Consider the following 12,832-nt stretch of genomic DNA (forward strand, 5'->3'; position numbering starts at 1 on the left):
GACGATTCCTTGGTGGAAACGGGGGGACGGTCCCCCTGGGGGATCGGTGATCCGCGACCTGCTTCTCGCGACGACTGCGTGGACCGGACCGGCGTGGCCGTGTCCAACGCTGTGCCTGTCGTTCAAGGCTTGATAAAGGACGCCCGAAGGCGCGCGGGGGTTTTCACACAGGTCGCGAAGACGTAAGCCGCTTCTTCCTCCTGGTCGTTGGCCTGCGGGAGCGACAGCCCTCGGTGCTCGGTGCCTACGGAAACGCCGCCGCGGCAGGGGCTGGGTCCGGGGGCTCTACCGGCTACGCACGCAAATCACAGGTCACGTTAGAGCGATCGAACGGTATAGCACAACCCACGCGCGAGGTTATCGCGCGTCTTGGGACACCTGGCCATGTTTCGCCGGGAACCGCCCGTTGTGCCAGTTCAGAGCGGGCAAACCGAACGCCGGAAAGTCGGCCGGGCGAAGACCCGCCCGTGAGGTGTTCGGTGTCGGCGCTGGTAGGGATGGGTGTGTGAGATTTTTCCCCGCAGGATTCCGAGGGTTCACGGACGGCGGTCGTCGCCCGGGCGCACGCGCGCGGACGCGTGTCACAGGTCTGGCATGCGGGCCCGCAGGTGGGCGGGGATAGAGTCAGAACTGAACAAAACAGCCAGACATGCATGTTCCCCCTGCGGTTCCCGGTCGCGGGACGCGAACCGTGCCCTGGCCGTCCGCAGAGGACGGCACGGAGGGCACGGGGGCCGCGCGCGCCGGACACCGCCCGTCGAGGGCGGTGCGGGTCGGCGGGTGGGAACAGAAACGCCGTGTGCGCTGCTGACCACATACGGGAAACGAACGCGTGGCGACGGGACCCGGAACCGCCGTCGGCGCGGTCCCGTCGTCGTGCGCCGTGGAATCCATGTTCGCGAAGAAGAAGGAGCAAGGACCAATGGGTTCGGTACGTGTAGCCGTCGTGGGCGTCGGCAACTGTGCGGCGTCGCTCGTCCAGGGCGTGCACTACTACAAGGACGCCAACCCCGAGTCCCGGGTACCAGGCCTGATGCACGTGCAGTTCGGCCCGTACCACGTGAGCGACATCGAGTTCGTCGCAGCCTTCGACGTGGACGCCAAGAAGGTCGGCCACGACCTGGCCGACGCCATCACGGCCAGCGAGAACAACACCGTCAAGATCTGCGACGTGCCGCCGACCGGCGTCACCGTCATGCGCGGACCGACCTACGACGGGCTCGGCAAGTACTACCGCGAGGTCATCCAGGAGTCCCCCGAGGACGCGGTGGACGTGGTCGCGGCCCTCAAGGCCAGCAAGGCCGACGTGCTCGTGTCCTACCTCCCGGTGGGATCGGAGGAGGCCGGCAAGTTCTACGCCCAGTGCGCGATCGACGCGGGCGTGGCCTTCGTCAACGCCCTGCCGGTGTTCATCGCCTCCGACCCCGAGTGGGCCGAGAAGTTCACCAGAGCGGGTGTGCCGATCATCGGCGACGACATCAAGTCGCAGATCGGCGCGACCATCACCCACCGCGTGCTGTCCAAGCTGTTCGAGGACCGCGGCGTGATCGTGGACCGCACGTACCAGCTCAACTTCGGCGGCAACATGGACTTCAAGAACATGTTGGAGCGCGACCGTCTGGAGTCCAAGAAGATCTCCAAGACCCAGTCCGTCACCTCCCAGATCCCGCACGAGCTGAAGGCCGGCTCGGTGCACATCGGCCCGTCGGACCACGTGCCGTGGCTGGACGACCGCAAGTGGGCCTACATCCGCCTGGAGGGGCGCGCGTTCGGCGACGTGCCGCTGAACCTGGAGTACAAGCTGGAGGTCTGGGACTCCCCCAACTCCGCGGGCATCATCATCGACGCGGTCCGCGCCGCCAAGATCGCCAAGGACCGCGGCATGGGCGGCCCGATCCTGGCCCCGTCCTCCTACTTCATGAAGTCCCCGCCCGAGCAGTACAGCGACGCCGAGGCGCACGAGAAGGTCGAGCAGTTCATCGCCTCGGGCCAGCACGACGGCGCCGAGGGGTAGAGCGCTCCTGAGGGCGGTCCCGGCGCACGGCCGGGTCCGCTCCTCCCGGGGCCGTCCCGGCCCCGGGCACGGCCTACCCTTGGTGCCGTGTCCTTCTTCGGTGATCTGCGCGTGGTCCTGCGGGGGCCCCGGTTCCGCCGCCTGTTCGGCACCCGGCTGGTGGCGCAGTTCTCCGACGGGGTGTACCAGGCCGGGCTTGCGGGCTTCGTCTTCTTCACCCCCGAACAGCACACCAGCGCGGGCGCCGTCGCCGCGGCCTTCGCGGTGCTGCTCCTGCCGTTCTCGGTGGTGGCGCCGTTCGCCGGGGTCCTGATCGACAGGTGGCCCCGGCGCCAGATCCTGCTGCTGTCCTCCCTGGCCAAGGCGGCGCTCGCGGTGGCGAGCGCGTTCCTGGTGGCGCGGGGCGAGAGCCCGGCCTTCCTCCTCACCGCGCTCCTGGTGCTGAGCGTCAACCGCTTCTTCCTGTCCGGGCTGTCCGCCGGACTGCCCTACGTGGTGGCCCGGGACAAGCTGATGATGGCCAACGCGGTCACGCCGACCAGCGGTACCGCGGCGAGCTTCCTGGGCGCGGGGGCGGGCGCCGCGATCGGCCTGCTCGGCGGTGAGGACGCCCTGGGCACCGGGCTCATCCTGTTCGCGGCCGCGCTCGGCTTCGCCGGGGCGGCGCTGGTCTCCCTCACCCTGGGCCACGACGAGCTGGGACCGCACCTGGAGCGGGAACCGGACGAGGTCGCGGCGGCCGTGCGCAACGTGGTGCGGGGCATGGTCTCGGGGGTGCGCCACCTCTGGGCGCGCCCGGAGGCCCGCGACGCGCTGCTCACGATCGGCGGCCACCGGGTGCTGTTCGGTGTCTCCACGCTGCTGACGCTGCTGCTGTACAACAACACCTTCACCGGTGGGGGTGTCGCCGGGCTGGCCGGTTTCTCGGTGGCGATGGGCCTGTCGGGGGCGGGGTTCCTGGTGGGCGCGGTGGCCACGCCGTGGGCGACCGCCCGGATGGCCCCGGGGACGTGGATCGCGCTGCAGCTGGCGGCGGCGTCGGCGGTCCTGGTGGTGTTCGGGCTGCCCTTCTCACCCGTGCTCTTCCCCGTGGCCGCGTTCGCGCTGGGCTTCGTCTCCCAGGGGGTCAAGGTCACCGTCGACACGTTGGTTCAGCGACATGTCGACGACGCGTTCCGGGGGCGGGTGTTCTCGGTGTACGACGTGCTGTTCAACGCCACGTTCGTCCTGGGCGCGGCGCTGGCCGCCGCGCTGGTCCCGCCGTCCGGGGTGAACCCCGCGGTGGTCGTCGCGATGGCCGCGGCCTACCTGGTGATGGGCGCCGCCTGGGTCGTGCGCGGGCGCCGCGCCAGCGCCGCCGAGGCGCAGCGCGAGGTCGCGTAGCACCCTGACGACCTGGTGACACATCGACACGTCACCATGTCGTCACGTGTTGTAGTGTCCACGGGGAGACTTGTCGACAGCGGGGATGGTCCTCCATGAACACCGGTGACGCACTGTGCGACGCCTCCAGCGCCTTCGGGCCGCGGGGGGTGGTCAAGCGCGTCGGGGCGGTGACCCGGCAGCTGCCCGTCCGCGGCGACCGCCTGCTCGACGTGGGCTGCGGCGACGGCACCTACACGGTCGAACTGGCCGGGGGCTACGTGCGCGTGGACGCGATCGACCTCGAACCCGAGCGGCTCAACGCGTTCGCCGGGCGCATCGCGGGCACGGGGCTGGAGGACCGGATCGGCATCCACAAGATGTCCGCCGACGCGCTGGCCTTCGACGCCAACACCTTCGACCGCGTGACCGCGTTCGAGGTGGTCGAGCACGTCGATGACCTGGAGGGCACCCTCCGCGAGGTCCGCCGGGTCCTCAAGCCGGGCGGCGCCTTCTCCCTGACCACGCCCAACCGCTGGTTCCCCTTCGAGACCCACGGCGTGCTGTGGGGCGGTCGGCGCCGCTCGGCGCTGACCGCGCCCTTCCTGCCCTGGGTGGGGCCCCTGCACGCGCGCATGTCGGACGCGCGCGCGTTCACCACCCAGCAGATGGGCCGGCTGCTGCGGGGGGCCGGGCTGCGCGTGCGCGCCATCGACTACCTGATGCCGCCGTTCGACCGCCGCACCACGGCGTTGCAGACCCTGTCCGACACCCTGGAGGACACCCCGCTGCGCGTGTTCGGCATGGCCATGGCGGTCACGGCGGTCAAGCCGGGCCGCTGACCCTCACAGGTGCTCGGCCGCCCAGGCGCGCAGCTCCTCGGTCGCGGCCTCCCTGCCCATCGGGCCGTTCTCCAGGCGCAGCTCCAGCAGGAAGCGGTACGCGCGGCCGACCACGGGACCCGGCCTGACCCCCAGGATCTCCTGGATCTCGTTGCCGTCCAGGTCCGGGCGGATGCGGTCCAGCTCCTCCTGCTCGGCGAGCAGCTCGATGCGCCGCTCGATGTCGTCGTAGGAGCGCGCCAGCGCCGCCGCCTTGCGGCGGTTGCGGGTGGTGCAGTCGGCACGGGTGAGGATGTGCAGCCGCTCCAGCTGCGAACCGGCGTCGCGGGCGTACCGGCGGACCGCGGAGTCGGTCCACTCGCCCCTGCCGTAGCCGTGGAACCTCAGGTGCAGTTCGACCAGGGTGCTGACGTCGGACACCACGTCCTTGGGGAAGCGCAGCGCGGTGAGCCTCTTTCGGCTCATCGAGGCGCCCACCACCTCGTGGTGGTGGAAGGTCACCCGCCCCCCGGACTCGAAGGCGCGCGTCTTGGGCTTGCCGACGTCGTGCAGCAGCGCGGCCAGGCGCAGCACCAGGTCGGGCTCGTGGCCCCGCTTCTCCTCCAGCTCGATCGCCTGGTCCAGGACGGTGAGCGAGTGCTCGTAGACGTCCTTGTGCCGGTGGTGCTCGTCGATCTCCAGGCGCAGCTTGGGGATCTCCGGGAGCACGTACCGGGCGATGCCCAGGTCCACCATGAGCTCGATGCCGCGGTGCGGGTCGGGGCTGAGCATGAGCTTGGTCAGCTCGTCGCGGACGCGCTCGGCGGAGACGATGGAGAGCCGGTCGGCCATGTCCCGGGCGGCCTCGGCCACCTCGGGAGCCAGGGTGAAGCCGAGCTGGGCGGCGAAGCGGACCGCGCGCATGATGCGCAGCGGGTCGTCGCTGAAGGAGTCCTCGGGCCTGCCGGGGGTGCGCAGCACCTTGGCCCGCAGGTCGGCCAGGCCGCCGAACGGGTCGACGAACTCCAGGCCGGGCAGGCGCACCGCCATGGCGTTGACGGTGAAGTCGCGGCGCAACAGGTCGTCGTGGATGTCGGTGCCGTAGGCCACCTCGGGCTTGCGGGACTTGGGCGAGTAGGACTCGCTGCGGTAGGTGGTGACCTCCAGCTGGAGGCCCTTCTTGCGCAGGCCCACGGTGCCGAAGTCGATGCCGACGGTCCACACGGAGTCGGCCCAGCCGTCCACGAGCTCCAGGATGCGCTGGGGCACCGCGTCCGTGGTCAGGTCCACGTCGTTGGCCGGCCTGCCCAGGAGGGCGTCGCGCACCGGTCCGCCGACGAGGGCGAGCTGCTGGCCGTGCGCGGCGAAGCGCTCGCCGAGTTCCTCCGAGACGGTCGGGAAGGAGTCCGCCAACGCCGTGACCGCGGCGCGCTGCGCACCGGTCAGCGCACCCGCACCGGTCGCGTCCCCGGCGTCCGGCTGCTGGGCGGCGTCGTTCTCCCGCGAAAACTCTGTGTTCGGCACACCACGAGACTAGGCGGCGCCCGAAGCAAACCGCGAATCGTCCCCGCCCCCGGTACCGGGCCGTACACGGATCGGCGGTCCGCCGCGGCGGACCGCCGCCGTTCGGCGGGGAGCCCGGTTTCCCCCACACGCCGCGCGGCGGCCGCGACCCGACTCCACGCACGGGGAAGGCGGTATCTTCGAGGGAAGTGGTAGGACGCCCCGGTTGCCCCGCGTCCACCCGACCCGCGTACGCCGTGTGCGCCGTGCGGGTACTTCCGACCGTCCCCCCGCACCGCGTCACCGGCGGGACGGCCACCTGGACCCGAGTCAGGAAACCGGTCAAGCGTTGCGTCGATTTGTCTCCGCGACGGTGGTCATGGCCTTCACCACCGCGCTGCTTCCGATACCGGCCACGTCCGCGAACGCGGAGCAGACGGCCGATCCGCTCGTCGTCGAGCGCGTCACACCGGACGCGGCCGACGAGGACAGCACCCTGCGGGTCGTCGGCGAGGTGACCAACACCACCTCCGAGGACCTGAGCGACGTCAGCGTGCGGCTCAGCTACTCGCGGCACCCCTTCAGCGACCGCGGCGAGCTGGACGAGTTCGCCTCGGGAGAGGGCTGGCAGCCCGACGCGCCGGGGCCCGACGAGGAGGTCACCGCGGAACTGGCCCCCGAGGCCAGCGCCGAGTACTCCCTGAGCGTGCCGGTCGAGGACCTCGACCTGGACTCCTACGGCGTCTACCCGCTGGTCGTCGAGGCCGTGGACGGGCGCGGCCGGGTCATCGGCTCCCAGTACACCTTCCTCCCCTACACGGGCGGGGACGACGTCCCCTCCGTGGACATCGCCTGGGTGTGGCCGCTGATGGCGTCGCCCCAGCGCGCGGACGAGGACACCTTCCTCGACGACGACCTGCACTCGTCGGTCGCCGCCGACGGCCGCCTGGGCCGCCTGCTGGCCGCGGGGGCGCAGGCGCCGGTGTCCTTCGAGGCCGGGGAGGAGGACCTGGTCGAGCTGCTGGGCCTGAACGAGGAGTCCGAGGAGCCCTCGGAGGGCACGGCCACCGCGGAGGAGACCGCGGAGGCCCTCCCCACGGAGGAGGCCACCGGCGAGGGCGCGGAGAACGCGGAGGACGAGGACGAGTCCGCCGGGGAGGCCACCGAGCGCACCGGAGGGGTCCCGGTCACCTGGGCCGTGGACCCCGGCACGCTCGACGACGTCCTGCGCATGGCCTCCTCGGGGCACGCGGTCGTGGAGGACCCCCTCGCGGTGCCCGCCGAGTCCGAGCCGGTGCGGCACGAGGTCGAGGCCAGCGAGGCGGCCCAGGTGTGGCTGCGCGAGGCCCGCCGCGTGCTGGCCGCCGACCACGTCGTGGCCACCCCCTACGCCCGGGCCGACCTGGCCGCCCTGCTGCGGAACGACATGGACTCCGACGCCGAGGCGGCCCTGGGGGTCGGCCAGGAGGCGGTCCTGCGTGCGCTGGAGACGGAGGCCGACGAGACCTTCGCCCTGCCCCCCGGCGGCCTGATGGACCGGGGCGTCCACCAGCTGCTCGCCTCGCACGGCGCGACCCGCTTCCTGCTCGACGAGAGGGCCCTGCCCGCCGCGTCCTGGCTGTCCACGACCCCCACCGCGCAGGCCCCGCTGCCCGCGCCGGAGGAGGAGGCGTCCGAGGAGCCGTTCGCCCTGGTCGCCGACCAGGGCATCACCGACGTGCTGTCCATGCCCACCGGGAAGCCGGGCCAGTCCGAGCTCGCGCTCCAGCGCTTCGCCGCCGAGACGGCGATGATCGCGGGCGAGAACGCCGGCGGCGGCCGGGTGGTCGTCGCCTCACCGGAGCCGGACTGGAACCCCGACGCCGAGTTCGCCCGGGGCGTGCTGGCCGCCTCCGAGGACCTGCCGTGGCTGTCCCCCCGGAGCCTGGACGAGGTCGGGCTGCCCGACGCCGGTGAGCGCGAGCGGACCCGCCGGTCCCTGACCTACCCCGACAGCGCCTACGGGGAGGAGCTCAGCTCCACCTACCTGGAGCTGATCGAGGACGTGAGCCGGGACGTGCGCCTGTTCAACAGCGTCCTGGTCGGCGACAGCGACCCGCTCCGCCCGGCGCTGCTGCGCCTGGAGTCGGTGTACTGGCGGGAGGAGGAGGCCATGGCGGGCGCCACCCGCTCCCTGGTCGCCCAGGACGTGCAGGACCGCATGAACGACGTGCGGGTCATCCCAGGCGAGCCGGTCACCCTGGCCAGCCGGACCGGCACCACCGGCGTCCTGGTCGCCAACGACCTGGAGGACGAGACCGTCTTCGTGAACCTGTCGGTCTTCTCCGAGAACTCCGACCGCCTGAGCGTCGGCGAGTACAACCACTCCTTCGAGCTGGAGCCGGGCACCAGGACCACGGTGTACATCCCGCTGTCGGCCCGGGTCAACGGCCGCACGGTCCTCAACGTGGGGCTGCAGAACTCCGAGGGCGAGCCGATCAGCAGCCAGGACGTCGAGATCCCGGTGAACGCCACCGGTCTGGGCACCCAGGCGCTGGCCATCAGCGGTATCGGCCTGCTGATCCTCGTCGCGGCCCTGGCCCCGCGCGCGCTGCGCAAGTGGGCCCGCAGCAAGGCCGCCGCGGCCGCCTCCGAAACCTCCGGGACCGCCGAGGCGCCCGAGGCCGCGGAGGCCTCCGCGGCCGCCGCCGGAACGGACCGGGACGGCGCGAACACCGAGGACTCCGCGGGCGTCCCACACTCCGGGGGAACACCCTCCGAGGACCCGTCCGGGAGCACCCCCTCCGCGACGGACCGCGACACCGCCTCGCACACGGCCGGGGTCCCCTCCTCCGCGAAGGACGCCTCCCCCGCCGGGGAGGCCGCCCCGGACGGGGAGGCGGACGGAGCCGAGGACACCGAGCGGCCGGAAGACCCCTCCGGCCACGAGAAAGCCGACTCCCCAGCCGCGGCGGGCGGCGCGGAGCGGGACCGCGACGGCACGGGCACGTGACCCAGCGGTTCCGGAGAGGGTGACATGGCTCCCTACCGACAGGACGCCATGTCGACACACCCGCACGTCTCCATGTCGGCGCACGCGGCCCGCACCCGCGTGGCCGACCCGCGGACGCCGGACCACGGCGCCGCGGCCGGACATTCCCCAGTCGGACGAAAGGAAGCCTGATCCACGGTGGTCACCGACTCTTCGAACGGCGGCGGGAAACACCGCCGACGCCCCCAGCCGCAAGCCCCGGTCCCGAGCGCGGTCCGTCCCGAGAGCGGCCCCGCGCCCACCTTCGAGGAGGGTGACGTGCCGGGTCCCGTCACCGACACCGCCCCCGGGTCCGGAGGGGACTCCGGCGGCGGTTCCGACCAGGGCGGGGACACCGGGTCGGGCGGCGGCGGCATGATGCGTTCCAGCGCCATCATGGCCGTGGGCACCCTGGCCTCCCGGATCACCGGCTTCGCCCGCACCATCGTGCTCGGCGCCGCCATCGGCACCCATCTGCTCGGTGACGCCTACCACACGGCGCACACGATCCCCTTCATCCTCAACGACCTGCTCATCGGGGGGCTGATGGCCAGCGTCATCATCCCGTTCCTGGTCAAGCGGCGTAAGCGCGACGCGGACGGCGGCAAGGCCACCGAGGACCGGCTGTTCACCACCACGCTGCTGGCGCTGCTGCTGCTCACCGCGGTCGCGATCGCGGCCGCCGAGTTCCTCATCTGGCTCTACGGCTCCCGGTTCACGCCGGTCCAGTTCGACGCCTCGGTCTACCTGGCGCGGTACCTGCTGGCGCAGATCTTCTTCGTGGGCATGAGCGGCCTGCTGAGCGCCATGCTCAACACCCGCAACCGGTTCGGCGCGGCCGTGTGGGCCCCGGTGCTGAACAACCTCGTCATCATGAGCGTGGCGGCCGTGTTCCTGTGGGTGGCCGGTCCGGGCCGCACCCCCGAGACCGTCACCGACGGCCAGCTGACCCTCCTGGGCGCGGGCACCGCGGCCGGTATGGCGCTCCAGGCCGTCGTGCTGTTCGTGGCCCTGTCCCGCACCGGCTACCGCTGGCGGCCCCGCCTGGACCTGCGCGGCTCCGGGCTCGGCGACGCCGTGCGCACCGCCGGGTGGATGATGCTCTACACCCTGCTCACCCAGGCCGGGCTGTGGATCACCACCAACATCGCCAACGCCGCGAACGTGGCGAGCATCAGGGAGGGCCTGGACGTCGGCGCGGGCATCAGCGCCTACAACCTGGCGTACCAGCTCTTCCAGCTGCCGTACGCGATCATCGCGGTCTCCCTCATCACCGTGCTGCTGCCCCGGATGAGCGCCCACGCCGACGACCACGACTGGGACGCCGTCCGCGCGGACTTCTCCCGCACCCTGCGCGTCTCCGCGTTCGTGCTGGTTCCGACCGCCTTCGCGGTGGCGATGTTCGCCGAGCCGCTGTCCGTCCTGGCCTTCGCGCGCGGGTCCATCTCGGTGGACGACGCGGAGAGCATCGGCCAGATCCTCGCGGTCATGTCGCTGGGGCTGGTGCCCTTCACCGTGTTCCAGCTCATGCTGCGCGTGTTCTTCGCCATGGGCGACACCCGCACCCCCGCGATGCTCGGCCTCGCCAACCTGGCCGTGCACAGCGCCCTGGCGCTGACGTCCTACCTGGTGCTTCCGCCGAACCTGGTGGTCGTGGGCGTGGCCGCGGGCTTCATGATCTCGTTCCTGTCCGGGCTGACCATCGCCGGGATCGTGCTGAGCCGGCGCATCGGGGGGCTTGACGGCAAGCACGTCATTGGCACATTGTTGCGCCTGCACCTGGCCGCCGTCCCGAGCATCGCGGCCGGCCTCGGTGTGCTCTGGGCCTTCGACACCTACGTCGGCCCCGGCCTGGCCACCTACATCGGCGCCCCGGCCGCCGGATGCGTCCTGGGCGCGCTGCTCTTCCTGGGATGCGCGCGGCTGCTGCGCGTCCCGGAGCTGACCGGTGCCGTGGAACTGATCCGCGCCCGGCTGCGTCGTTGATGCCGTGACCCCCCTTCCCCGGCTCTGCCCCGCCGAGGCCCCGAAGCCGCCCGAACGAGAGTGAAGGACAGCACGACGGTGTCCAGCGAGCTGCCGCAGCGGACGTCCCCCGGGGACGCCGAGCCGCCCGACGGGAACAGAACCCGTCGGCGGCCCGCCATGGTGATGCCGGAGGACGTGCTCGACACCTACGAGCGCGAGGAGCCGGGCACCGAGCCCGAGACCGGACTGCACACGCTCCGGGACCCGAGCGACATCGGTGACGTGGGCACCGCCGACCGCCTGGAGGACGGCGACGAGATCGGCGGTACCTCCCACACGGCGCCGGGCAACCTCGCCCGGTCGAGCGCGATCATGGCGCTGGGCACCATCGTCTCCCGTGTCACGGGGTTCGTGCGCACCATCATCCTGGCGGCGGCGATCGGCACCCAGCTGCTGGGCGACGCCTACCAGACGGCGGGCATGGTCCCGTACATGGTCTACGACCTGCTCATCGGCGGGTTGCTGGCCAGCGTGTTCGTGCCGTTCCTGGTCAAGCGGCGCAAGCTGGACGCCGACGGGGGCAACGGCGTGGAGCAGCGCCTGGTCACCCTGATGCTGCTGGTGCTGTTCGCCCTCACGCTGGTGTCGGTGCTGGTCGCGGAGTGGTTCATCCGCATCTACGCGGGCGGGTTCTCCGGGGCCCAGTACGAGGTCTCGGTCGTCCTGGCCCGGTACCTGGTCACGCAGATCTTCTTCATCGGCGCCAGCGGGCTGGCCAGCGCGATGCTCAACGCGCGCAACAGGTTCGGCGCGCCCATGTGGGCGCCGGTGCTGAACAACGTGGTCATCATCGGCGTCTGCGTGTGGTTCCTGAACCTGGCCGGTCCCGGGCGCACCCCCGAGACCGTCACCGACGGCCAGCTGATGCTGCTGGGGCTGGGCACCGCCCTGGGGCAGGTGGTCCAGGCCGCCGTCCTGGTGTGGGCGCTGGCCGCGGCGGGCTTCCGCTGGCGCCCGCGCCTGGACCTGCGGGGCTCGGGCCTGGGCGAGGCGGCCGGAGCCGCCTCGTGGATGATGCTCTACATCGTCGTCGCGCAGGTGGGAGCGCTGGTCTCCACCAACGTGGCCACCCGCGCGGGCGCCCTGGCCGCCGACGCGGGCTTCGAGTCCGGCGCGGGCATCGCGGCGTACAAGTTCGCGTCGATGCTCTTCCAGCTCCCGTACGCGGTCATCGCCGTCTCGGTGATCACCGCGCTGCTGCCCAGGATGAGCGAGCACGTGGCCGCGGGCCGCAAGGACCAGGTGCGCAGCGACTTCTCTCGCGGTTTCCGCCTGTCCTCGGTGCTGATCGCGCCGCTCTCGGTCGCGATGATCGTCTTCGCGATCCCGTTCTGCGTGCTGATCTACGCGCAGGGCAGCACGAGTGCCGAGGACGCGGCCGCCATCGGGCGCATCCTCATGGTCTTCTGCGTGATGCTGATCCCGTTCACGCTCTTCCAGCTCCAGATGCGCGTGTTCTACGCTCTGGGCGACACCCGGACCCCGGCCCTGGTGTCGATCCCCTCCGAGATCGCCCACGCGACCACGGCGATCGGCCTGCTGTTCCTCGTGGAACCGCAGCACGTCGTGGTGTGGCTTCCCGTACCGTACGGCCTGTACTACGTCGTCGGTTCCGTCATCATGTGGTACGTGCTGCACCGGCGGCTCAACGGCCTGGACGGGCGCCGGACCGCGGCCACGCTGCTCCGGCTGCACCTGGCCGCCGTCCCGTCCGCGGCCTTCGGGGTCGCGATGATCTACCTCTTCCGGGACCTGCCGGGCGAGGTCTGGCCGGGTCTGGCGGCGATGGCGGCGGGAGGCGCCGTCGGAGCCGTGCTGTTCGTGGTGACCGCAAAGCTCCTCAAAGTGACAGAAGTCACATCCTTCCTCGATTTGCTCAAAACCCGGTTGCGACGCCGCTGATCACCAGGAATAGCTGAGATTGAGCGGACCCGCTCCGTTACGCACCGGAAGGTGGCCGAGTATCCGTTGTCCTCCGAAGATGCTGTTCACGCGTCCTAGCATGGACAGGCATCGCTTTACCGCTACCGCATTGTTCAACCGAACTGCCCGAAGGGAGGCTGGGGACAGCAGGCAGGGCCGACGGACCCCTCG

Annotated in this window: 7 protein-coding genes; 6 read left to right on the plus strand and 1 reads right to left on the minus strand. The window is 71.6% G+C overall.

All coding sequences use genetic code 11. From position 1 onward, the window contains the following. The first annotated feature begins 922 nt into the window (after nt 1–922). The 3 genes from G011_RS0116895 to G011_RS0116905 all read left to right on the plus strand — a co-directional run bounded on the left by G011_RS0116895 (nt 923) and on the right by G011_RS0116905 (nt 4,218). Entirely contained in the window at nt 923–2,014 is a 1,092-nt protein-coding gene (locus G011_RS0116895; protein ID WP_026338381.1) for an inositol-3-phosphate synthase, read from the plus strand. An 87-nt stretch (nt 2,015–2,101) separates the two neighbouring features. Further along, a complete protein-coding gene (locus tag G011_RS0116900; RefSeq protein ID WP_019609515.1) occupies nt 2,102–3,397 on the plus strand; it encodes an MFS transporter in 1,296 nt (431 codons plus the stop codon). Between the two features lie 95 nt (nt 3,398–3,492). Beyond that, nucleotides 3,493–4,218, plus strand: a complete 726-nt coding sequence (locus tag G011_RS0116905) for a bifunctional 2-polyprenyl-6-hydroxyphenol methylase/3-demethylubiquinol 3-O-methyltransferase UbiG (RefSeq protein ID WP_019609516.1) — start codon at nt 3,493–3,495, stop codon at nt 4,216–4,218. Nucleotides 4,219–4,221: 3 nt separating this feature from the next. Here G011_RS0116905 and G011_RS0116910 read toward each other — a convergent pair whose 3' ends face one another. Further along, complete coding sequence (locus G011_RS0116910) at nt 4,222–5,721, minus strand: CCA tRNA nucleotidyltransferase (RefSeq protein ID WP_019609517.1); 1,500 nt, start codon at nt 5,719–5,721, stop codon at nt 4,222–4,224. Between the two features lie 358 nt (nt 5,722–6,079). Here G011_RS0116910 and G011_RS0116915 point away from each other — a divergent pair, with 358 nt between their 5' ends. From G011_RS0116915 to murJ (G011_RS0116925), 3 genes are all read left to right on the plus strand, one after another. Then, nucleotides 6,080–8,692 (plus strand): DUF6049 family protein, encoded by a 2,613-nt coding sequence (locus tag G011_RS0116915; protein WP_019609518.1) that lies wholly within the window; start codon nt 6,080–6,082, stop codon nt 8,690–8,692. A gap of 177 nt (nt 8,693–8,869) precedes the next feature. Further along, a complete protein-coding gene (gene murJ, locus G011_RS0116920; RefSeq protein WP_019609519.1) occupies nt 8,870–10,696 on the plus strand; it encodes a murein biosynthesis integral membrane protein MurJ in 1,827 nt (608 codons plus the stop codon). Between the two features lie 159 nt (nt 10,697–10,855). Next, on the plus strand, nt 10,856–12,640 hold the full coding sequence (murJ, locus tag G011_RS0116925; RefSeq protein WP_036552777.1) for a murein biosynthesis integral membrane protein MurJ: 1,785 nt from the start codon (nt 10,856–10,858) through the stop codon (nt 12,638–12,640). Nucleotides 12,641–12,832: the final 192 nt, after the last annotated feature.

It is taken from the genome of Nocardiopsis sp. CNS-639 (assembly GCF_000381685.1).
Taxonomy (GTDB): Bacteria; Actinomycetota; Actinomycetes; order Streptosporangiales; family Streptosporangiaceae; genus Nocardiopsis; species Nocardiopsis dassonvillei.

Bases quoted from the DNA above. Each gene is read 5' to 3' on its own strand.
- G011_RS0116915 (WP_019609518.1), top strand. From the start codon at position 6,080: ATGGCCTTCACCACCGCGCTGCTTCCGATACCGGCCACGTCCGCGAAC.
- murJ (WP_036552777.1), top strand. From the start codon at position 10,856: ATGGTGATGCCGGAGGACGTGCTCGACACCTACGAGCGCGAGGAGCCG.
- G011_RS0116905 (WP_019609516.1), top strand. From the start codon at position 3,493: ATGAACACCGGTGACGCACTGTGCGACGCCTCCAGCGCCTTCGGGCCG.
- G011_RS0116895 (WP_026338381.1), top strand. From the start codon at position 923: ATGGGTTCGGTACGTGTAGCCGTCGTGGGCGTCGGCAACTGTGCGGCG.